Origin of the sequence: Paenibacillus polymyxa, from assembly GCF_018614975.1 — a bacterium.
Lineage (GTDB): Bacteria > Bacillota > Bacilli > Paenibacillales > Paenibacillaceae > Paenibacillus > Paenibacillus polymyxa_E.
On sequence record NZ_JAGGNR010000009.1, the window covers coordinates 53,929 to 76,197 of the forward strand.

Consider the following 22,269-nt stretch of genomic DNA (forward strand, 5'->3'; position numbering starts at 1 on the left):
TCTCCGTTTCGTGTAAATGTTTAGTTCAATCTCTATAGTTCACTTTATTAATTAAAGTACATTTGGGCTTAGTAGTGTTGTTTAACGTACAACTGGGCAAGCTTTTACTGATTGAAGTGAAACGCTATGACTTATTATACTAAGGATAAGAGTTAATGAACATTTGTTTGTTAACTTATTGTAAACGAATACACAAAGGAGGATACATGGAATGAAACTTCAAGATAAAGTTGCAGTTGTTACAGGGGCTGGTTCAGGTATGGGGAAAGCAATTGCCACGTTGTATGCTCAAGAAGGGGCGAAAGTTGTTGTATCGGATATTAACGAGGAATCCGCACAAGCGGTAGTAAATGATATTAAAGCTCAGGGCGGAGAAGCGATTGTCGTCCTGGCCAATGTAGCCAAAGAAGAAGATGTGCAAAATCTGATCGATACGACGGTGAGCACATATGGTACAGTGGATATTCTGATTAACAATGCAGGAATTATGGATGGCATGGAGCCGGCAGCAGATGTAACGGATGAGAAGTGGGAGAGATTGTTCGCTGTGAACACAACCAGTGTGATGCGGACAACGCGTAAAGTATTGCCGATCTTCCTGGAAAAACAAAAAGGTGTCATCGTGAACATTGCTTCAGCAGGTGGATTGCACGGCGGACGTGCAGGCGCAGCCTATACAGCTTCCAAACATGCGGTCGTAGGCTTCACCAAAAATACAGGATACATGTATGCTGAGCAAGGCATTCGCTGTAATGCGATTGCTCCAGGAGCCGTGGCAACCAATATCAGCACCTCCATGACTGGCATTAGTCCATACGGTGCAGGGCGACAACAGCTGGGCATGGCAACCAACCCACGCATTGGGACGAGCGAAGAGATCGCCAAAGTGGCCCTGTTCCTCGGATCGGACGAGGCCAGCTTCGTGAACGGAACTGTCGTTACAGCAGATGCTGGCTGGAGCTCTTACTAATCCTTTCAAGTGCAGTCGAGCATGGAGTACGGAAATAGTGTGTGAATTAAGGAAGCCGCATGAGGATATGCGGCTTCTTTTTTTTACACCTATGCACCTACATACTGTGGAGAATAACAGTTCATAGTTCGTGTAGGACAAACGTTTGCATTACTACACGGATACTCGAAATGAATCAATCTGAGGGTGGCTTTGGCTTGGAAAAGAGTGAGGATTCACGCACGATCAGACGATGGGGGATAATGACCGGATTATGAGGCTGTGGTTCCCCGCTTAGAATTTTCAACAAGACCTGAACGGCTGTATAGCCCAGCTGATAGGTTCCGATATCTATAGAGCTTAGTGGGGGTGAAGCCAGTTCAGATAACGCAATATTGTTAAAACTGACCACGCTGATATCTTCAGGCACCAGATAATGAAGCTCGGCAAGAGCTCTCAATACTCCGAAGGCCACATTGTCATCAATGACAACGATTGCGGTGGGTCTGTCCGGCAAGGACATGAACAGCGACATCGCCCTGAATCCACTTTCCTGTAGAAATTCGCCTTCCACGATCCAGTCACTATCGGCATCCAGCCCGGCTTGGGCAAGCGCTTTTTGGTATCCTAACATGCGATCATGCGATAACGTAATGTCCGGTGGACCGCTGACAAATCCAATTCGAGTATGTCCCTGAGCGATCAGATGATGAGTCGCATCATAAGCGGTCTGCACATTGTCGTTGTCCACCATGGGGGCATTTGGATGAGCTTCACTGCGACCGATTAACACAAAAGGAAACTTTTCCGCTTCCAAAAAAGAAATGATGGGATCATCTCGTTTGGACCCAAGCAGCAGAATACCATCCACTCTACGGCCATGCACAAGGCGTGATATCGCGTGCAGTTCATTGTCTGATGATGTTTCGGTTGTTAGCAGCAATTCGTAATTCATACGGGTGGCATGTGCAATAATACCTCGCAGCAGTTCCCCGAAAAAGTAATTCTGAAACAACTCTTCTGCAGGACGTGGAAGCATAATGCCAAGGGTATGTGTTGTTTTGGAAACCAGGCTCTTCGCGATGATGTTGGGATGGTAGTTCAATTCTTTCATAATTTGCTTCACCTTGAGAGACGTCTTGGTGCTGATTCTGGGATGGTTGGAAATCACCCGTGACACTGTAGAAGGGGAAACACCCGCCAATTTGGCAATATCCTTGATCGTAATCATGTAAAAAATCCCTTCTGAACAATCGTATAAATATTCTCCTATGGTAATCCAAAGGATACGAGAAATCAATTGCTAACTGCCGAGTAAGGGATGCATACGAAGTAAAATAAAGGAAGAAAGAGTCTGAACAAGGAAACAGGAAATTACTGTAGGTAGAAGAAGGAAATTGGTTGAAATTGAGCAAATATGGATTGTGCAAACGTTTGTGCAAATAAAGTTCGTTATTGTATGATGTGATTGTTATTATAGCGCTTACATCGGTGGATTTACATACTTCTTGACTTGTTTACCCCTACATATTGAACGGAAAGGTCATCTTGTCTTCCATTTGAGCAAACGTTTGTACAAAAGAGAATATGGGATGCAAAACCTGACAACATACGCAGACAAAAGGGTGAAAAGCGCGAACTTTGTTGGACCAAGCAGAGGGAAGGGGACATTTTACATGAGAAAATGGCAAGGGGCAACATTGTCCGTCATGATGGCTTTTACACTGGCTGCGTGCGGGGCTGGAGGCGGAAGTCCATCTCCAACTACGGCAGGTGAGAATCCGGAGGAAGTTGTAGAGCTGACAGCCGAGAACCTTCAGCCTGAAGAAGGGGCAACCCTGGTGATCTGGGAGGATAAAAATCAAAGCAGCTTTATTGAGCAAAGAGCCAAAAAATTCGAAGAGAAGTATGGGGTAACGGTCAAAATGGAGGAATTACCTCCAACCGATCAGGTAACCAAACTAACGACGGATGGCCCGGCGGGTCTGGCGGCAGATGTCGTTGTTTTCCCACACGATAAGATTGGTAGCGCTTCAGAGGCGGGACTTATTCTGCCCAATGACATATTCGAAGCAGAGACCGTAGAGAACACCAGCGACAACGCACTGAAGGCGGTGACGTTCAAGGATATCCTGTACGGCTATCCGTACAGCGTGGAAACCTATGCTCTCTTTTACAACAAAGCATTGTATCCAGAAGCTCCGAAAAACTTTGATGAGATTATCAGTTTCGCCAAAACGTTCAATAATGTGAAATCCAATCAGTATGCGCTAATGTGGGAATTGCAGCAATTTTACTATAACTATGCATTCCTGGCTTCACAGGGCGGTTATATTTTTGGAGACAACGGGATGGACAGCGCGGATCTCGGTCTGAATAACGAAGGAGCCCAGAAGGGTGGACAGTTCTTGCAGACACTGAAGTCGGAAGTGCTGCCACTTAAGATGGGCGATGTGAACTATGACATCAAAAAAGGATTATTCTCCAGCGGCAAGCTGGCGATGGACATTAACGGTCCGTGGACCATTGCCGATTATCGCAATGCAGGTATTGATTTTGGCGTTGCTCCGCTTCCGGCAATTGATGGCAAACCGATGACCTCCTTCTCAGGTGTTAAAGCCTATTATGTGAATGCATTTACACAATACCCGAATGCGTCGAAGCTCTTGGCAGCGTTCCTTTCCAATGAAGAGGCCCAGATGGAGAACTTTGACCTGAACGGTACACTTCCTGCGAACAAAAACGTAGCTGCTGATCCGAAGCTGCAGGAGGACTCGATCAACAAGGCCTTCCTGGAGCAATTCAACAACTCTACGCCAATGCCTTCGCTTCCTGCCATGGACAGCGTATGGGGACCGATCACGTCGGCCATTACGGATATCTGGGATACCGATAAGGACGTGAAGGCATCGCTGGATAATGCAGTGAAGCAGATCCAGGAAAGCCTTGCAACCGTCCAATAGAGACGAAAGACCAGGTTAGCAATAGGCGGGGAGGAGAGAGCGAATGCAACAGCAGCATGTCCCGGTGCCCGTTGGACCGAACAGGGAAAGACAACACCGGATGACAGCGGCCATATGTTCCATCATTCTGCAAGGTCTTGGACAGCTGTACAATCGACAGTGGATTAAGGGTATTTGTCTATTGTTACTGGAGGGGGCAGGGCTTGCTTACCTGCTTCCTCGTCTATCACAGGCTGTATGGGGCATATGGACACTGGGTGAAAATACACAGCGTTTTGTCAAAGTGAATGGGTCCACCGTACTTCAAAGGGGAGACCATTCCATCTTTTTACTGCTTGATGGCATTATCGTACTGCTGGTGTTTTTTGTGTTTATTCTGATCTACATTCTCAATATTCGGGATGCGTACGTCACGGGACTTGCAAGAGAGGAAGGGAAGAAGACCCTGGGCGCAGCGGCTTCGCTTCGAGACATGATGGACAAAAACTTTCCCTACCTGTTTCTGTCCATCCCGGCACTGGGCATTCTTTTCTTCACCGTTATGCCCATCCTGTTTACGATCACGATTGCATTTACCAACTATTCAGCCCCGGACCATATTCCGCCAGCCAAACTCGTGGACTGGGTAGGCTTCAAGACGTTCAGCGATCTGATACAGCTGAAATCGTGGAGTCAGACATTCTATGGCGTGCTCACTTGGACGGTCATCTGGGCCATCCTGGCTACAGTCACCACCTATTTTGGCGGCGTGCTTGTGGCACTGTTGATTGAACAGCGTGGCATACGCTTCAAGAAGCTGTGGCGGACCATTTTCATTCTGCCTTATGCGATCCCGCAGATCATCTCCCTGCTGCTCATGCGTAATCTGTTCAATGGTCAGTTTGGTCCAATCAATACGTATATGAGAGCGTTTGGACTTGAGGGTTTACCCTGGCTGACAGACCCGTTCTGGGCCAAAGTCACTGTCGTTGTTGTCAACATGTGGATCGGCATACCCGTCAGTATGGTGCTGATTTTGGGTGTATTAACGGCCATCCCTCGTGATCTCTACGAGGCTGCGGAAGTGGATGGAGCATCTGCATTCCAGAAATTCCGGATCATTACGATGCCGTTCATTCTTTTTGCCACGACCCCGGTACTCATCATGCAGTTCGCCGGAAACTTCAACAACTTCAACGTTATCTTCCTGCTCACCAACGGGAATCCGCTACGGGGGGACTACCAGTATGCAGGGGCGACCGACCTGTTGGTAACCTGGCTCTACAAGCTCACGCTCGACAATAACAAATTCAACATGGCTTCAGCGGTAGGAATTATCATCTTCCTCATTATCGCTTCATTTTCCATCTGGAACTTCCGCCGCTCCAAATCATTCAAGGAGGAGGACATGATTCAATGAAGACACGCAACAATCCGATACGTTTGGCGCTGAGTTATGTGTTGTTGGTGATCATCGCCGTTGTCTCCATCTATCCGGTGCTCTGGATCTTTCTCTCTTCCCTGAGACCTGGTGCGGCATTGTTTAGTGAACGGTTATGGCCAGAAGCTTTTACGCTGACCCATTACGGCGAGCTGTTCAATAACCCGTCCTTTATGTACGGCAGATGGTATATGAATACGTTGAAAATTGCCTTTTTCACGATGATCTTCTCCACGTTGATGGTGACGCTCGGGATGTATGCCTTGTCCCGCTTCCGCTTCCGTGGACGTAAAACAATTCTCTCCACTATGCTAATTCTCGGCATGTTCCCAAGCTTTATGAGCATGATTGCAATCTATATCATTTTGCTGCAAATTAAATTACTCGACACCCATGCTGCACTTATCCTGGTCTATTCATCAGGGGCGGTACTGGGCGGATTTATCGTCAAAGGTTTCTTTGACACCATCCCGCGTAGTCTGGACGAAGCAGCCCGCATGGATGGTGCAAGTCATCTGCGTGTATTTACCAGCATCATCCTGCCCTTATCCAAGCCGATGCTAACTTATGTGGCACTAACCAGTTTCACGGGTGCATGGATGGACTTTATCTTCGCTCGATTGGTGCTGAGGACAAAGGAGAACTGGACGCTTGCGGTAGGCATGTGGGACCTGGTCAACCGGTACCAGGACAGTAACTTTACGATGTTTGCTGCGGGTGCAGTTCTGATCGCCATCCCAATCACACTGCTGTTTGTTTTCCTGCAACGATTCCTTGTTCAGGGGCTGACGGCGGGAGCTTCGAAAGGGTAATCCTGTGCCATAACAGCATAGTCAGTCGCGATCCCTGCGGCACTCCAACCAGGCAATTCCGTAATGTCATGTCTTTATCGACTGGCGCTACTGCGGAAGTGCCTGGTTCTGTATGGGCTCGAATGATGATAAGGGAGGAACGTGATGTATGGGCATGAACCCGTCCAGTGAGCCCGAGATTATCGGATACCCAGATGGACAAGCTGCATTGCATAATACTAAAGCTCCGCCAACACTTTGGCACAATGTTACCTTTCGAAGGATTTTGTACGGCTATGGCATCTCGGTCTTCGGGGATTGCTTCAATGGGATTGCGATCAGCTTGTGGGTGTTACAGACCACAGGCAGTGCGAAGAGCATGGCAGCCGTACAGGTCTGCAATATGGCCGTCAGTTTTCTGTTTGGATCGGTTGCGGGTACGGTTGCAGACCGATTGGATCGCAGGAAGCTGATGCTGGCCTCGGATGTATTCCGCGGTGTGATGGCTGTGCTGATTGCAATTAGCCTGTTCGGTTGGCATGCTCCGTTTCCGGTGGTGCTGCTGTTGCTCTCATTCTCCATGTTTTCAAGTCTGTTTCAGGCACCTGCATTCCACGCCTCTGTAGCAAGTATGGTGGGCAGGGAGCATATTCAACAAGCAACCGGAACCATTCATATGGTGGATAATCTTGCCCGAATCAGTGGACTAGCTGCAGCTGGGATTGCTGTTGCTGCATTTGGCGGATTCGTCGCCATATTAATTACAGGGGCAACCTTTCTGTTGTCCGCAGTGTGTGTGCTGATGGCGGGCCGCTTTCCAGAGGTACAGCGCTCCGTTAATCAGCAGACCACGTTTGCTCAGGAGTGGCGCAGTTCGTTTGGCTACATCTATCGCAATCATCTGATTCGATCGATTGTATTGCTTAATCCCGTACTGATTTTGTTTTTCATGTCGGCCATGATGCTGGTTCAAGTGATGGCGGTTAAGGTATGGGAGGCGAATCCGGTACAGTTTGGATTAATTGAAACCTGTATTCCACTTGGATATATGATTGGCTCTGCACTGCTGATTGCTTCGGGGAAACGATTGAAGCGAAGAGGGAGATGGGTATTTATCGGTCTGATTGTGTTGGGGCCACTCTATATTTTTTTGGCGAATGTATCCTCGCCAATCATGGCGTTGCCGTTCATCGTGGGCGGAGGTGCGATGTTCGCGTGCTGTACGATGCTCACCCAGATTATGCTGAGGACAGCTGTTCCAGACGAGTTGCAAGGAAGAGTCTATGGCGTAGTTGGAACAATCACCAGTACAGCGCCTATTCTGGGATTGACTGTTGTCTCCGTATTGGCAGATCAGTGGGGGGCAGCTTCTGTGTTGCAAGGCGTGGGCATATTGCTGCTGGCCACAGGTATTCTGGCAGCCACAACATTGAAGTCGATCCGAACCTATCATTAGAAATGTGAGAAATTTATATAGTATAATCCAATAGCAAAACCCGGAGCACACGCTGCGTTAGCGTAACTCCGGGTTAGCTTGTGGACAGAAAATTCTATTGCCAGTTTACATTTACAGTCGCAGTACCGCTGGTTGGTGTGGTGAATGTGTGGTTGGAACCACCTTCCCACGTAATGGTTGCCCCATTTTTCTTGAAAAATTTGAACTCCAGTTGTTTTCCAGCGGGCACGCTCACATCATAGTACCAAGTTGGGTAGGCATGGATAACTTGATTGAATGCAGGTCCAATAGCTGTTGTGCCCGTACTCCAGTTGCCGAGTTCTGCCACGTTACCTGTCAGATAGATGTTCTGACCCAGTGTGGTGGAAGCATTGTTAATGACGAATCGTACAGTGACCTGATCACCCGTAAGGATGGTGAAGTTGTTATACGCATTACTGTTGACGCCATTCGCAGCTACTTTCACAGCATAATTGCCTGCGGCAACAGCTGGGATCGTCACTTTGATCTGTGTATCTTCCCACGATGTGATCGCTGAACCGGTTACGGCTAATGTACCGAAGTATACCGTGCCTTTGGTGGAACCGAATCCACGTCCACTAATGGTAACGACATTACCCGGTTTGCCCATCACCGGACCTACATGTCCGATGGTCGGTGTTGTTTCACTCGTTGTATATTGCCATACCGCTGTTGCTCCGGCAGCCAGCGTGAATGAAGAGACGGTACCATTGGTGGAAGTGATGTTATTACCGTTCAGTGCGCCGCCCAGTACATCGGTGTAGTTGCCTGTTGGCAGTGAAGTGCTTAGATTTGTGATGCTTGCTGGTGTGGAGAGATTACGGTTCACAGCGACCACGGCTACGCTTTTACCAAATTTGCGTTCATAGACATACACATCATTATTGATCCAGCGTTGCTGAGTGGAGCCATAGGCGATTGCCGGATTGGATTTGCGCAAAGGGGCCAGCTTGCTGATGACATTGAAGGCCGTTGTTGTTTTGGAGAAAGAAGGCATTTTGGCCCGATTATCAGGGTCTCCGTTACCTGTCAGATACTGCTCGGTACCATAATAGATGGCAGGTACGCCGCGTGAAGTCAGCGTGAAAGCCAGCGCTTGTTCCAGACGACGGTTGTTGACGGCACTTGTTTTGAACCGGTCCATATCATGGTTGTCGATGAACGTAACTTGATCATTCACCTGATTGTAATCCGCCGCTGTGCCTGTAATCATCGAATCCAGAGCATACATGTTGGATGTGTTATCCCGGAAGACGTCACGCACGGCAGAGTTAAAGCGAAAATCGAGCAGGCTCATCCCGGATTCGTTGGCAAATTCCGTGTTATCCGCATCCGATGCAGCAGATCCCAGGAACCATTCACCGAAGGTGAATACGGGTTTATGTGCATAGATGGAGGACATCCAGCTCTTTTGCCAGCCGAGAGGCATATGTTTCACCGCATCAACGCGAATACCATCCACGCCCATATCAAGCCATAGCTTGATCGCGTCTTTGAAATATTGATCAATGGTACTGTTATTGTGATTCAGGTCAGCCAGGTCATAGAGGTTTTTGTAGATACCATTCTCCAGAGAGGAAAAATCGGAGCCGCCGTTGTGATGGAAGTAACCATTCGTATCATTCGTATATCCGCCAACAAGATTACCATTATCGTATAACTTGCCATTCTCAGCAAAGGACGTATCGGTTTCCATGGCAGGAGACGTATGGTTCGGTGCAAAGTCAATTACGATCTTGATGCCTTTGGCATGAGCGGTTGTAATCAGATTTTGAAAGTCAGCCATCGTTCCGAAATACGGATTGGTCTTCTTGAAATCACGTGCCCAGTAGCCATGATAAGCTGTGTTGATTACGCCGCCATAGTTGATCGTGGCGAAGATATTCTCAACCGGCTGGGAGATCCACAATGCTGTAACGCCCAGATCGCTGAAATAGTTATCGTTGATTTTGTTGATCAGACCCTGCCAGTCACCTCCGCAATACAACTTCAGGTTGCTACATGTAGCATCGTAGGCAGCTCCGGTGGGATTGTTGGAAGGATTGCCGTCCAGGAAGCGGTCCGTAAAGATCTGATAGATGACGTCTGTACTAAAGTTCTGCTTGTTGGTAACCGCGGTATCTGCATCGGCATAGATCGCGGAAGCAGGCAGATAGGGAAGTGCGCCCCCTGCCAGTAAACTGAGTGTCAGTGTGGTGCTGAGGAGTACGCGTTTGGCCATTTGAAACATAGTAATCCACCCTTCTCGTGAATGTAGTAGTTTAGATAAACAACCAACCTGGCTCTTGAATAATAGCGCTTTCAGTACAACGTAATGATACGCAGTGGATTGAAGACTTCCCTCCTTTTGACACGCCAACAACCCCGGCATCTCCTTCGGGAGTTACCGGGGTTGTCCTAAACCGCTCAGGTTTAAAAGCATGGCCCTCGAGTTATGATCACAACGTTATCGTAAGAAATATTGGATCTTATGTCAATAATTTTTTTGAGAGTATTTATTTTCTATTTTTATGTTTACAAAAGCATGTCCGGGGATTTAAACTATTCGCAGATTCACAATATAAGGGCTATGTATCCCGGGACACTTACGTGTGTTCTGGGACAACCCCGTCTCTTCTGAGGCGGGGTTATTTGCATTATGCAGTCGAATCGGGAAAAGAGAGGCGGTTGATAATCGTTGAGTACCCATTCTGTCATCGAATGTTTGGAAGGCATTCAGGCGTCGCGACTGGGCAATATCCGCAACATTTATGTGTACCTCCCGCCCGGTTACCATGAGCAGACAGCTCGGCATTATCCGGTTCTGTACGTTCATGCGGGGCAGCGGGCTTTTGGTCCATCCGGGCCAGGCAATGAAACATGGAATATGGATCAGGCAGCAGACGCTCTTATCTCCTCCGGGCAGATTGAATCACTGATTATTGTCGGCATTACACATGTCCGTCCAGTCACGCACAACGAATTCTACCACTTCATTGCTCCTGAGAGAGAGGCCGTGAGTGTGGGGTGCTCAGGCATCGCCTATGAGCATTTCATCATTCATGAGCTCAAACCGCTCATTGATCATCGATATCGGACGCTGTCGGACAAGTCAAATACCGGGTTGTTAGGTTCATCTGCCGCGGCGCTTTGTACACTGCACATGGGTATGCGAAATCCGGATGTGTTCGGAAAACTGATCATGATGTCGCCATTCTATGTGGATGTGCAGCTGGACGAAACGTTGGAAAGCGGACTGTTGGAAGAAAACATGTATCGCTTGCCAGAGGAGATGCCCAACGTTCGAATCTGGATGGATATTGGGGATACGGAAGGTCTGTTTCTGCCTTCACAGGTCCGAAGGGTGGCTCATCAATTGCATGAACGGGGAGTCAGATCGGGTGAGGAGTTGGCATTTCTCGAACAGCCGAATGCATGTCACCAGGAAGGCGACTGGGGAGCACGCGTTCACCTCCCGTTACTGTACATGTTCGGTCACGTGGGTAAGCCATCTTCGCTCGAACTGCTTGGTAGGGATGTCATCGGGCTACAGGGTGGAATGAATGTCTGCATTAATGCACGTATTCATTACGAAAGCGGATTGGTTCAGAGTCTGCTGCAAGGGAACTATTCATCGAGTGCCCCGGATGTACTTCAGGTTCTTACGAGTGGGGAGCTGGTTCCTGTCGGTATTGGAAGTGCATCCATCACGCTGACTGTGGGGGAACTGTCTGCTACACGCATCTATACGGTCATTCCTGAATTGTCTACGCACGTAGAGGTCTCCATTCGTGCAGAGGTAGCTCCCGACGAAGAGTCGGAGGAAACGATATATGGCGGGATGGGCATGAAGCTTGTCCGTTCCGGTGAAGGTCGATATGAGGGGAGTTACCGAGTCCCGCGTGATAGTGGGTTCTCCTTCCGGTTTACTCGTGGTTTCCGTCGTTTCGAGACCGATGTCGATGGCAAACCTATGGCCAATCGGGTACTTCGAGCGACAGATGATATGTCTGTGCATTACCTAATCCAATCCTGGGGCAGTACGTCAGCCAAAATGGGAACAGGAGGCCCAAAATGATCATTCCTTCATTCGCTCCAGTGCTGGATATTCCCTATTATTATCCCTGCAATTTTCCTCTGATTCATGAAGTGCTCCATCGACAAGGATCCATCACAAGTCTGGCATTGCTGGCGGCAAGTCGGTTGTACAGCCTTCCTTCGTGCGGGGATAACGGACTGGTGAAGCCTTATTTTCACAAACTGGATTATGTAGAGCCCATCTGGGAGATGTATGGTCAGCGACAGCTGGACAGCTTCGAGGAAGGCAAGACGCAGATCCGGCAGCATATTGGCGAAGGTGAGCTTTTTCTGGCTACAGGAACCAGTTATCATCTGCCTTACTGTGAGGATTATCTGAATCCCGAGTACATTCGCAAACACGTGAAGCAAGGCTCCCGACTACATCTGGTAGACCACTGGATTGCCGTATATGGTTTGGAAGATGAGCATGTCCATGTCTATGATCCCGTTCCCTCCAAATATATGGGGAAGGTTGCTCAAGCGGCCTTTCATGACTTCTGGAAAGGTAACCAAAGCATACCCGAGCTCGCGGAAGCCAAGCGCAAAGAAGAACTTCGAAGGTATGGCACCATGGACATTCGGGCGACTGTGAAGCTTGACTCTGCGGGTTACCGCGAAATGTTGACTCAGGCGTTAACAACGCAGATTGAAGAATTTCTGACTGGCCGGACGATTACACAAGGAGAGCGCAATTTTCATTTTGGACATGCGGTGTCTCTGCAACTCTTAGATGTGTTGCATACGTCGAATGAAGGGGATCCGGCCAATGAAATGTTAATATCCGGTCTGCTGTTTGATATGCGATGGAGTCGCTATTTTCTTCGAGATCTTCTTCAGGAGTCTGCCTTATGGATCGGTTCTCCAATTGATCAATGTGCGAGAGAATTCAGCGACATCATTGCACGGTGGGAGAAGGCATACAGTATGCTTCAGGTCAGTCGGATAAAGCAGCGTGAGCAGTGGAAAGTACAGCTAACAGGTGTAATTAAAATGTTGGTCACCGATGAATGGCACTGGTATGAGTCACTTCGACAGTCCATACCTCAGGCAGAGTGCTTCTCACGTCAGGCTGTGTCGATGATTGGTCAAGAACACAGGGAGGATCTGCTCCGTATCGTATTGGATAGTTGCCGGGAGTTAAACGTGTACCATAATACATCGATTCCACTTGCTGAGGGTGGTAACGCTCCGCTGTACGGACGAAGTGGGCAACTGGATTCGCTGGAACTCGTGTCATTGCTTGCAGTGGTAGAGCAGGGAATCGAAGAGCGATGGGGGACAGGGATGGGAGCCGCACTGGCGGAGATGGATGCTGCTTCCATGCCGGAAAGCCCATATCGGACCGTAGGTTCACTTGTTGATTATCTCGCACAGCAATGGGCGCCTGCCGGTGAGGAGGATGCAAGATGTTGAACCAATTCTTGCTTGAACGATTCGTGAAGCAGGGAGAGCATCCTGCACTGATCTGGAAGGATCAGGAGTACAGTTACCGTTGGCTGCTGGAACAGGTTGGCATCATGAGTGGGTGGATCACAGCAGAAGGGCTGACTGGGCAACTTGTAACGCTGGAGGAAGATTATTCCCCATATGCAGCGGCAGCATTGGTTGCTTTGCTCGGACAAGGGTGTATCGTGCTCCCCATGGATCGGTACCTGGTTGAAGCCAAACGAGAGGAATATATCCAACTGGCACAAGTGAAGTGGCGTTTGGGCATTGAAGAAGGCAAGTTGCGCATTCGGCAAACGTGTGACTCATCTGGAGAGGTACCTTTGTTGTTATCGTCACTGGCACAGGAGGGCGTAGGCGGACTGGTACTCTTTTCATCCGGATCAACCGGAGTGAGTAAAGCGACTGTGCATCGTGCAGATCGGCTGTTACATGGTTTTCGGCGGCAGGTTCGGCCTTTGCGAACGATTCCATTCATGATGTTTGATCACATCGGCGGTGTGAATACAATGCTGCAATCCCTATCCAGTGGGGGCTGTCTCTGTATCATTGCGGATCGATCTCCCGAAGAAGTGTGCCGAACGATTGAGAAGTTTCGTGTGCAGGCTCTTCCGGTCTCTCCAACATTCATGAATCTGTTGCTGCTGGGTAGAAATGATGAGGGGTATGATCTATCCAGTCTCGAAGTTGTGTCATACGGATCGGAAGTGATGCCTGAATCCGTACTGGCAGCCTGGAACCGGAGATTTCCACAATTAAGGACGATACAAGCCTATGGCATGTCTGAACTTGGCATTCTGCCAACCCGCTCCAAAGAGCCAGGCTCGTTGCTGTTTTCCATTCAAGATGAAGAGGTCAAATACCGGGTGGTGGAAGGAGAATTGCAGATTCATTCAACAACAGCGATGATTGGATATCTGAATGCACCATCACCCTTTACAGAGGATGGGTGGCTGCGAACAGGCGATGAAGCTGTGCTGGAGCAGGGGTACATCCGTATTCTGGGTCGCCGTTCCGAGATCATTAATGTAGGTGGACGGAAAGTGTATCCTGCCGAGGTCGAGGGTGTTCTGGAAGAGATGGAATGTATTGAAGCGGCCGTAGTTTCGGGAGAACAGAGTGGTATCACTGGTCAGAGGGTGAAGGTGACGATCCGGCTGGCTACAGAATGTACTCTCACTGATCTGAGGCGGTCCATCTGGGAATATTGTCGGGACAAGCTGCCTTCATACAAGATTCCGCAGAAAATCGTAATTACACAGAAAGAACTCGTCAGTCCGAGAATGAAGAAAATCCGTAAACCGATGATGTCGATATCCTAAACGAAATAACGCTTCTCTGATTCGTTAGGCATTTAGCCCGCTTATAATGAAGCAAATAACGTGTGCTTGGTTCGTTAGGATATGACGTATAAGATGTAGGAGAGGCTGTTCCCCGGTCGTCAATATGACCTGGAGGACAGCCTCTTTGAAGTTATTTTCCCTTGTTAGCTGTATTTATCTCAGGCCTCAGCAGGTTGTTTGACCTCAAGTTGCATCAGGGAGAATCCGTATGCTTCCAGATTGAGGGTCAGTTTGTTTTGCCGAGCTTCCACGGTGTTTGCTGTGAACAGATTACGCCAGATGTTACGATCTGCCAAAGGAAGTTCAAGGGTACACGGCTCATCACCCGCATTCAGTACAAGAAGCATGCGCTCTCCTGTATGCGAATCTACTCGTTCGATGGCAAGACAAGGGTCTCCGGCTTTTGCATATACAATCTTCAGTTCTGTGCTACGCAGCGCAGGGTGCTGTTTGCGAAGGGCAATGCTACGGGTGAAGAATTCCAGAAGTTCACGGTTCTGCTTGGTCTCATCCCATTCCATACACTTGCGGCAACCCGGATCATATCCCCCATCAAGACCCACTTCATCTCCATAATAGATACATGGCACACCTGGATACGTAAGCAGCAACGTAACGGCAAGTTTCATCTTGCGCTCGTCTCCATCACACAAGGTCAGCAGTCTGGGTGTATCATGACTTCCGAGCAGATTGAAGGCCGCTTCCGTTACAGGCTGTGAATAGGCTGCGAGCAGTTTACCGATCTCATTGGCAAACCCGAGTCCGTCGAGCTTGCCATGTACCGTGTAGTCTAATACCGAATTGGTAAATGGATAATTCATCACGGCATCAAACTGGTCTCCCTGAAGCCACATGAGCGAATCATGCCAGATCTCACCAAGCAGATAGGCATCAGGTTTGATGGCTTTTACCGTCTGACGAAATTCGCGCCAGAACTGATGATCTACCTCGTTGGCTACATCGAGCCTCCAGCCGTCAATGTCCATCTCCTCAATCCAGAAACGTCCTACCTCTAGCAGGTATGCCTTCACTTCAGGGTGTTCTGTATTTAGCTTCGGCATAAGCGGTTCAAAGGCAAAGGTATCATAAGTCGGTATGCCATCCTCCACACGCGGCGGCCAGTCTTTGATATAGAACCAATCTGCGTAGGGGGAAGCGGCTCCATTCTTCATGACATCAACAAAAGGAGGGAACTCTCTGCCGGAATGATTGAACACCGCATCCAGAACGACACGTATGCCGCGCTGATGACAGGCGTCCACGAACGCCTTGAACTGTTCATTGGTTCCAAAGTGAGGATCAACCTTCATGTAATCGCCTGTATTGTATTTGTGGTTCGTCGTGGCCTCGAACAGCGGACAGAAGTAAATGGCATTGATGCCGAGCTGACTTATATGATCCAGATGATCAAGCACACCTTGGAGATCGCCGCCAAAGAAGTTCACCGGTGTAGGCTCTCCTCCCCAGGGTTCAGCATTGTTGGGACTGATGGAGGGATCGCCACTCGCATAACGTTCAGGGAAAATCTGATAAAATACAGCGTCCTTAACCCAGGCAGGCGGTTCAAAAATGTCGACCGGATTCATGAATGGAAAATCAAAGAATTCAAGTGGATGATCAGGCAGCGCCTGCTCGAATCCGCGCTCCGTCATCCAGACCGATTCCTCTCCCTGAATCAATTGGAAGCCATACCGTAATCTGCGATAGGGAGGTGAAGTCTCGGCTTCCCAATAATCGAACATTTCATCCCGGGCAAAGATGTGCATGGGGATATGTGTGATCGTCCGATCCCAGGCATATTTGTCTCCGGTAATGGCAATCACCGCATCCAGGTCACCGCGTTTGGACCGAAGTCGCAGGTGCATGGTCGAGCGGTCATAAGCATAAGACCAATTGAGTTTGGGGCGATGGTAAACGGCTTCAAGAATCATGTAAATCACTCCTCGTCAGATGATGAAATTCAGATAAAAGTGGCCATTAAACGCAAAAAAGGCACAACCTCTATTGTTCACGAGGTTGTACCTTTCGGCAGCATAGCCTTTTGATTATAGTGCTATTATACGAACTAACTCAGCAAAAGAAAACACTTTTTTTCCTTAGATTTCAAATTGTTATGTTCGAAACATAGGATATTTTCGCTTCATATCCCAGGTAAGGGTGAATGAGTATCACCGCATACCTGAAGTTACTGTTTTTTAAAAATCATATCCAAGTTTATTGGCATAAGCAGACAGTTCTTTGTGAAACTTCTCAATATTTTTCTTGCCGGCATCAATTTTGGCATTGGCTTGTTTCAGGACAGCGCTGTTTACCGTTGTTTTGGAGACTGCTTTTTTAGCGAGTTGGAATCCTTCCAGCTGTGTATAGCTACCTTTGATCAGGTTGGCATGGATTTTTTGCAATTCCGTATTTTGCGGTTTAATCTGCTTCAGCTTGGAAACATATTTGGTGTAGTTAGGAATCGCTGTGTTGGTCAGTTTCAGGAAAACGGACTTGCGATTGGAGGATGTGATGTAAAATCCACCTCCCAAAGCATTGAAGGCTTTCTCCTCATATACGGATGCCGTATCCAGTAGATCCAGGTAGTTCAGGAAATCTTCTTCTTCGGCTGTTAGTTCCGGTTCTTGTTCTGACGTGTCAACTTCATAGTATTCATCTTCCGAATATGTAGTGGTTGAGTCATCTGCAGCAGCGGCATAGGACCCTGCAGGTGCGAACACCCCGCCGAGCAAAATAAAACTCATAATGATTGATAGTACCCAAGATTTCTTCACGTGTTAATTTCCCCTATCTATAGATGTGATTTTATTCCAAGGGATAATCTAACATAGTACGATAAGAAATTACAGGAATTGTTTTACAGTAAATAACTCGTTTGAATGCATATGAATGAATAATGATTCACCAGCAAAAAGGACATGTATTAGATGAAGCAAAAAGTAAGATGAGAGATTTGTATATTTAGCAGGTGAGAAAAAAATTACATATATGGTTTATATGGAACGGATTGTATCGATATATATTATATAGGTTCAGCTAAAATTCCTTCGTATATTGTTGTTTTAAGAAGACATAGAGTTCGAGACAGAGTGAGAAGTTTATCCAAATAAAATGCTTGTATAATGATTCCAACTCCATTACAATACAATTGATAATGAGATTCAATATCATTTAGAAGAAAAAGGGGAGACGGGTTACATGTATAAAGTAAAGAAAAAGCTATACATTTATGCAGCACTTATTCTAATGATTTCACTACTTGCTGGTTGTGCTTCTGGTGGAAGTGCCGAGACAACGAATACATCCAGCCAAGCTGCAAGCAGCAATGAGAGCAATAATGAAAGTGATACAAGTGCCAGTGCAACTGAGGATCAGACCCGAGTGATCAAGCATGCTATGGGCGAAACCACAATAAAGGGAACTCCGCAAAAGATTGTTACACTGTTCCAAGGTGCTAATGATGTTGTTGTTGCACTGGGCGTGAAACCAACAGGTGTTGTTGAATCATGGGTTCAGCAGCCAGTCTATGAATATCTGAGAGCAGATCTGGACGGAGTTCCACAAGTAGGACAGGAATCGCAGCCCAATCTGGAAGAGATCAACAAGTTGAAACCGGACTTGATTATTGCTACGAAGATCAGACATGAAGAGATCTATGAGCAATTGTCCCAGATCGCACCAACGGTAGTGACGGAGACCCTGTTTGACTGGAAAGAAACGGTGAAAATAGCGGGGGAAGCGATGAATATGGTTGAGCAATCGGATAAACTGTTGTCTGATTGGGATGCCCGTGTAGCAGATTTCAAAGAGAAAATGGGTGACCGTCTGCCGATTGAAGCAACCATTACGAACTTTAGAGCCGATCAGGTTCGTATTTTCTACATGGGATACGCAGGTAAGATTCTGAACGAGCTTGGATTCACCAGACCCGAAGGACATGATGCAGACACATGGGGAGTTGAATTGACTTCCAAAGAAAACATTCCGGATATGAATGCAGACATGATCTTCAACTTCAACTCAGGTACAGAAACAGATGCCATTCAGAAAAATTATGATGATTGGACCAGCAGTCCACTGTGGAAGAATCTTGATGCAGTCAAGAACAATCAACTGGTCCAGGTCGATGAAGTGGCCTGGAACATGGCAGGTGGATATACATCGGCCAACATGATGCTGGACGATCTATATAAGCAGTTCAACCTGAACTAACTAACAGGAGCAGGACCTGCCATGCACCAGGACATTCGTTAACGAAGTGTATGGGCAGGCAGGTCTTTTGTCATTTTACAGATGAAAGAGTGAGAGTATGTTTCCCCTTTTTACAAAGGCAAGTGCCAAGATCTATGGACTGGTTGGTTTATTCATATTACTTCTACTTGCTTGCCTGGCCAGTATGATTCTGGGACGCACGCATATCACATTTCAGATGGCATGGGATGCGCTGCAATTCTATGACGAGAGCTCTGTGGAACATGTGGTGCTCCTGACCGAGCGGCTGCCACGTACAATTATTGCTGCTGTCGTTGGTGCAAGTTTGGCCGTGGCGGGCGGACTGATGCAGGCATTGACACGTAACCCGCTGGCGTCACCAAGTGTGTTCGGGATCAATGCAGGTGCGATCTTTTTTATTGTCATTGCTATTGTGGTATTGTCCATATCCTCCCTAACCACCATGATGTGGTTTGGTTTTGCAGGGGCTGCCGTAGCCGCGGCAATTGTATATGGGCTAGGTTCACTCGGTCGTGATGGCCTGACACCGATCAAAATTGTACTGGCGGGGACGGCAATATCAGCGTTGTTTGCCTCCTTCACACAGGCCATTCTGGTGCTGGATGGAACCGGGTTGCAGGATGTATTATTCTGGCTTGCCGGTTCAGTAAGTGGTCGGACGTTGGAAATGTTATATCCTGTTCTGCCGTACATGACAGCTGCAGCCATTATCGCTCTGTTCATGGGCAGAACCATCAATCTGCTGTTAACGGGTGACGATATAGCCAAAGGCATGGGACAGAATGTACTTCTGGTCAAGGTGCTCATGGGAGTGGTTACGGTATTACTCGCGGGTGGTTCGGTTGCGGTAGCCGGTTCGATCGGGCTTGTCGGTCTGGTTGTCCCGCATATCATGCGTGCACTGGTGGGCAATGATTACCGCTGGCTCGTTCCTTACTCTATTGTAGGGGGAGCGATTCTGCTGCTGTCCGCGGATGTGGTCGCACGGCTGGTGATCATGCCACAGGAAGTTCCACTTGGCGTCATGACTGCACTGATTGGCGGACCCTTCTTCGTGTACATTGCCCGCAAGGGGGTGACGAAGATATGAGAAAGCTGTTGACTTTCCGCAACAAAAAAGACACCGTCTCGGTGCAAATGGAACAAAAATCACTGGTTGTCATCGGTGTATGCATCCTCTTGTTCCTGGTGGCAGGAGTGGTAGGTACCAGTGTAGGCAGTGACTTTATTACTCCGCTCGATGTGCTCAGAACGATATTTGGTCTGAATGCAGGGGAGCATGACTTCGTTGTGCTGACCCTGAGACTGCCAAGAGTGTTATTGTCCCTGCTCGTAGGTACAGCCCTCGGTATGTCAGGTGCGCTCCTGCAAGGTATTATCCGTAACCCGCTGGCCTCACCGGATGTCATCGGCATCACTGGTGGTGCAGCTGTTGCGGCTGTAGGTTTTGTTACGTTGCTGGGCGGAGTGGTGAGCATCAAGTTGTTACCGTTGTTCGCCATCGTTGGTGCGCTTGTGACGGCATTGATCATATACGTGCTTGCCTGGAAAAAGGGAGTCAGTCCGATCCGCCTGGTGCTGATCGGGATTGGAGTATCAGCTATTACCGGGGCCGGAACGACCTTTATGTTAATCCTGAGTCCGTTCTACACGGCAGGTCAAGCCTATATCTGGCTGACAGGAAGTATATACGGAGCATCGTGGACCGATGTCCGAACCATTCTTCCAGTTATCATCATTGTTGTTCCTCTGGCGATCTGGTTTGCCCGCAGCCTGAATGCACAGGAGTTTGGGGATGATCTTGCCACAGGGTTGGGTGTAACCGTTCAACGGCATCGTTCAGTATTGCTGTTATGCAGTGTACTGCTGGCGGGAATCGCCGTCGCGGTTGCTGGAACCATTGGGTTTGTTGGCCTGATCGCTCCACATATTGCCCGAAAGCTGGTCGGACGGATGTTCGGCAGTATGTTGATCGTGTCAGGTATGGTTGGTGCTTTGCTCGTATTTGCGGCAGATCTGATTGCCCGTACAGCCTTTCTGCCGTTAGATGTTCCCGCAGGGGTATTCACCGCAGGTGTAGGCGCACCATTTTTCCTGTATTTGTTGTTCAAGAATCGAAATCAGTTTTGAGGAGGAGCGAGCTGTGAGTATTCTGGAAGCCAAGGAGCTTACGATCTCCTATGGAGCAGATCCCATTATTGAAAATTTGAACCTGACCATTCCCAAGGGACAGATTACCGTCCTGATTGGCAGCAACGGCTGTGGTAAATCTACGCTGCTGCGTACGATGGCCCGGTTGCTGAAATCCAGCTCCGGTTCGGTGCTGCTGGATGGCGAAGAGATTGCAAAGCTGCCGACCAAGGAAATTTCAAGACGCATGTCCATCCTGCCACAGGGTCCGACCGCTCCGGAAGGCTTGACGGTGAATCAACTGGTTAAGCAAGGACGTTATCCACATCAAACGTGGCTGAAGCAATGGTCACGAGAGGATGAGCGCATGGTCAAGCTGGCACTGGAGTCCACACATCTGACAGAACTCGCGGATCGGCCTGTGGATGCATTGTCCGGTGGACAGCGTCAGCGTGCCTGGATTGCGATGACACTTGCGCAGGGTACTGAAACGCTGCTTTTGGATGAACCTACAACCTATCTGGATATGACACATCAGATTGATATCCTCGATCTGTTGTTTGAGTTGAACGAAAGGGAAGGACGCACGATTGTCATGGTACTTCATGATCTGAACTTGGCGTGCCGTTATGCGCATCACATTGTGGCTATTCACAACAAGTCCATCTACGCAGAAGGTAAACCGGAAGATATTGTTACACAGGACATGGTCCGTAAAGTCTTTCAGATGGAGTGTGAGATTGCGGTTGATCCACTATTCGGCACACCAACCTGTATCCCGCATGGAAGAGGAAGGAAGCTGAATGGAGAGCAGCGTTATACACAGCTGGCTTGAGAGTCAGGAGATGCAGGCTTTAACTACGAAATATAACGGCTGCTGAAATTCCCGAGGATTACTGCCCGACCTGACCCAAATTAAACATTAAGTATTTCGTTATGTGCTCCATGACTTCAATAATGATTCAAGCTATATCCGTATTCTCACCCTCCAGGTCACTCTTCTGCATTTAATGTAGATAACAGGAACAGGCAAGCTCTTGGTTTCATCATGACCCAGAGCTTGCCCCGGTTGTTATACCTGTTATTAGATGTAACAAACCCACGCGGACATAAACCCACACCAAAATAAATCTTATTTTTCCTTAAAAGTTTATTATTGACAACATAACTCGAATTGCCATAAAATAGATTTTATATGATATTGATAATCATTATCAATATCAAATTACAATAAAAATTGATGAACGTATGGGCGATATAAGTTGATTTAATCATTTACATGCAACGGAGAGGACAGAAAAAACCTGAAAAAGCGAAGCTACAAGCTTTCTGAAAGAAAGCTGCATCGTAAGCATAAGCTCCGCCTTTATCCCCGGATTTTTCCACTGAGAAAAGGGAATCAAAAAATCTGGGGATAACAGCGATTGGTAGGTTGTTCTGTCATTGTAGTGTCAGCGT

Annotated in this window: 16 protein-coding genes; 12 read left to right on the forward strand and 4 right to left on the reverse strand. The window is 48.0% G+C overall.

The annotated features are described in order from the left end of the window. Window positions 1-211 precede the first annotated feature (211 nt). On the forward strand, window positions 212-970 hold the full coding sequence (locus tag J7E78_RS07215; RefSeq protein ID WP_215075609.1) for an SDR family oxidoreductase: 759 nt from the start codon (window positions 212-214) through the stop codon (window positions 968-970). A gap of 175 nt (window positions 971-1,145) precedes the next feature. Here J7E78_RS07215 and J7E78_RS07220 read toward each other — a convergent pair whose 3' ends face one another. Continuing rightward, a complete protein-coding gene (locus J7E78_RS07220; RefSeq protein ID WP_215075610.1) occupies window positions 1,146-2,180 on the reverse strand; it encodes a LacI family DNA-binding transcriptional regulator in 1,035 nt (344 codons plus the stop codon). Between the two features lie 445 nt (window positions 2,181-2,625). Between J7E78_RS07220 and J7E78_RS07225 the strand changes: the two genes are divergently transcribed. The 4 genes from J7E78_RS07225 (at window position 2,626) to J7E78_RS07240 (ending at window position 7,579) form a co-directional block, all read left to right on the forward strand. Then, on the forward strand, window positions 2,626-3,912 hold the full coding sequence (locus tag J7E78_RS07225) for a sugar ABC transporter substrate-binding protein (protein WP_215075611.1): 1,287 nt from the start codon (window positions 2,626-2,628) through the stop codon (window positions 3,910-3,912). 43 nt (window positions 3,913-3,955) lie between these two features. Then, window positions 3,956-5,311, forward strand: coding sequence for a sugar ABC transporter permease (locus J7E78_RS07230; RefSeq protein ID WP_215075612.1), 1,356 nt, complete (start codon window positions 3,956-3,958; stop codon window positions 5,309-5,311). Continuing rightward, window positions 5,308-6,144: a sugar ABC transporter permease gene (locus J7E78_RS07235; protein ID WP_215075613.1), complete on the forward strand. Its 837-nt coding sequence runs from the start codon at window positions 5,308-5,310 to the stop codon at window positions 6,142-6,144. The genes J7E78_RS07230 and J7E78_RS07235 overlap by 4 nt, the downstream gene beginning before the upstream one ends. 148 nt (window positions 6,145-6,292) lie before the next feature. After that, window positions 6,293-7,579, forward strand: a complete 1,287-nt coding sequence (locus tag J7E78_RS07240) for an MFS transporter (protein ID WP_215075614.1) — start codon at window positions 6,293-6,295, stop codon at window positions 7,577-7,579. A gap of 94 nt (window positions 7,580-7,673) precedes the next feature. Here the strand turns inward: J7E78_RS07240 and J7E78_RS07245 are convergent, their stop codons facing one another. Further along, on the reverse strand, window positions 7,674-9,830 hold the full coding sequence (locus J7E78_RS07245) for an alpha-amylase family glycosyl hydrolase (protein ID WP_215075615.1): 2,157 nt from the start codon (window positions 9,828-9,830) through the stop codon (window positions 7,674-7,676). A 447-nt stretch (window positions 9,831-10,277) separates the two neighbouring features. Between J7E78_RS07245 and J7E78_RS07250 the strand changes: the two genes are divergently transcribed. The 3 genes from J7E78_RS07250 to J7E78_RS07260 are packed head-to-tail and all read left to right on the forward strand — an operon-like array spanning window position 10,278 to window position 14,427. Further along, complete coding sequence (locus J7E78_RS07250) at window positions 10,278-11,657, forward strand: alpha/beta hydrolase (RefSeq protein ID WP_215075616.1); 1,380 nt, start codon at window positions 10,278-10,280, stop codon at window positions 11,655-11,657. Next, a complete protein-coding gene (locus J7E78_RS07255) occupies window positions 11,654-13,072 on the forward strand; it encodes a BtrH N-terminal domain-containing protein (RefSeq protein WP_215075617.1) in 1,419 nt (472 codons plus the stop codon). The genes J7E78_RS07250 and J7E78_RS07255 overlap by 4 nt, the downstream gene beginning before the upstream one ends. Continuing rightward, window positions 13,066-14,427: an ANL family adenylate-forming protein gene (locus J7E78_RS07260; protein WP_215075618.1), complete on the forward strand. Its 1,362-nt coding sequence runs from the start codon at window positions 13,066-13,068 to the stop codon at window positions 14,425-14,427. Before J7E78_RS07255 ends, J7E78_RS07260 begins: the two co-directional genes overlap by 7 nt. A gap of 179 nt (window positions 14,428-14,606) precedes the next feature. Here the strand turns inward: J7E78_RS07260 and J7E78_RS07265 are convergent, their stop codons facing one another. Together J7E78_RS07265 and J7E78_RS07270 are read right to left on the reverse strand one after the other, a co-directional pair. After that, a complete protein-coding gene (locus tag J7E78_RS07265; RefSeq protein WP_215075619.1) occupies window positions 14,607-16,379 on the reverse strand; it encodes an alpha-glycosidase in 1,773 nt (590 codons plus the stop codon). 264 nt (window positions 16,380-16,643) lie between these two features. Next, window positions 16,644-17,222 (reverse strand): hypothetical protein, encoded by a 579-nt coding sequence (locus tag J7E78_RS07270; RefSeq protein ID WP_215075620.1) that lies wholly within the window; start codon window positions 17,220-17,222, stop codon window positions 16,644-16,646. A gap of 424 nt (window positions 17,223-17,646) precedes the next feature. On the opposite strand from J7E78_RS07270, the gene J7E78_RS07275 reads away from it, so the two are divergent. The 4 genes from J7E78_RS07275 (at window position 17,647) to J7E78_RS07290 (ending at window position 21,646) form a co-directional block, all read left to right on the forward strand. Continuing rightward, window positions 17,647-18,660: an ABC transporter substrate-binding protein gene (locus tag J7E78_RS07275; RefSeq protein WP_215075621.1), complete on the forward strand. Its 1,014-nt coding sequence runs from the start codon at window positions 17,647-17,649 to the stop codon at window positions 18,658-18,660. Window positions 18,661-18,757: 97 nt separating this feature from the next. Beyond that, window positions 18,758-19,771 carry a FecCD family ABC transporter permease gene (locus tag J7E78_RS07280; protein WP_215075622.1) on the forward strand — a complete coding sequence of 338 codons (1,014 nt, stop codon included), beginning with the start codon at window positions 18,758-18,760 and terminating at the stop codon, window positions 19,769-19,771. Beyond that, the gene (locus tag J7E78_RS07285; RefSeq protein ID WP_215075623.1) at window positions 19,768-20,811 is read left to right on the forward strand and encodes a FecCD family ABC transporter permease; all 1,044 of its coding nucleotides are present in this window, start codon (window positions 19,768-19,770) and stop codon (window positions 20,809-20,811) included. Before J7E78_RS07280 ends, J7E78_RS07285 begins: the two co-directional genes overlap by 4 nt. A 13-nt stretch (window positions 20,812-20,824) precedes the next feature. After that, a complete protein-coding gene (locus J7E78_RS07290; RefSeq protein WP_215075624.1) occupies window positions 20,825-21,646 on the forward strand; it encodes an ABC transporter ATP-binding protein in 822 nt (273 codons plus the stop codon). The last annotated feature ends 623 nt before the right edge of the window (window positions 21,647-22,269 follow it).

Bases quoted from the DNA above. Each gene is read 5' to 3' on its own strand.
- J7E78_RS07225 (WP_215075611.1), top strand. From the start codon at position 2,626: ATGAGAAAATGGCAAGGGGCAACATTGTCCGTCATGATGGCTTTTACA.
- J7E78_RS07265 (WP_215075619.1), bottom strand. From the start codon at position 16,379: ATGATTCTTGAAGCCGTTTACCATCGCCCCAAACTCAATTGGTCTTAT.
- J7E78_RS07245 (WP_215075615.1), bottom strand. From the start codon at position 9,830: ATGTTTCAAATGGCCAAACGCGTACTCCTCAGCACCACACTGACACTC.
- J7E78_RS07230 (WP_215075612.1), top strand. From the start codon at position 3,956: ATGCAACAGCAGCATGTCCCGGTGCCCGTTGGACCGAACAGGGAAAGA.
- J7E78_RS07215 (WP_215075609.1), top strand. From the start codon at position 212: ATGAAACTTCAAGATAAAGTTGCAGTTGTTACAGGGGCTGGTTCAGGT.
- J7E78_RS07220 (WP_215075610.1), bottom strand. From the start codon at position 2,180: ATGATTACGATCAAGGATATTGCCAAATTGGCGGGTGTTTCCCCTTCT.
- J7E78_RS07280 (WP_215075622.1), top strand. From the start codon at position 18,758: ATGTTTCCCCTTTTTACAAAGGCAAGTGCCAAGATCTATGGACTGGTT.
- J7E78_RS07255 (WP_215075617.1), top strand. From the start codon at position 11,654: ATGATCATTCCTTCATTCGCTCCAGTGCTGGATATTCCCTATTATTAT.
- J7E78_RS07240 (WP_215075614.1), top strand. From the start codon at position 6,293: ATGGGCATGAACCCGTCCAGTGAGCCCGAGATTATCGGATACCCAGAT.
- J7E78_RS07275 (WP_215075621.1), top strand. From the start codon at position 17,647: ATGTATAAAGTAAAGAAAAAGCTATACATTTATGCAGCACTTATTCTA.
- J7E78_RS07235 (WP_215075613.1), top strand. From the start codon at position 5,308: ATGAAGACACGCAACAATCCGATACGTTTGGCGCTGAGTTATGTGTTG.
- J7E78_RS07260 (WP_215075618.1), top strand. From the start codon at position 13,066: ATGTTGAACCAATTCTTGCTTGAACGATTCGTGAAGCAGGGAGAGCAT.
- J7E78_RS07285 (WP_215075623.1), top strand. From the start codon at position 19,768: ATGAGAAAGCTGTTGACTTTCCGCAACAAAAAAGACACCGTCTCGGTG.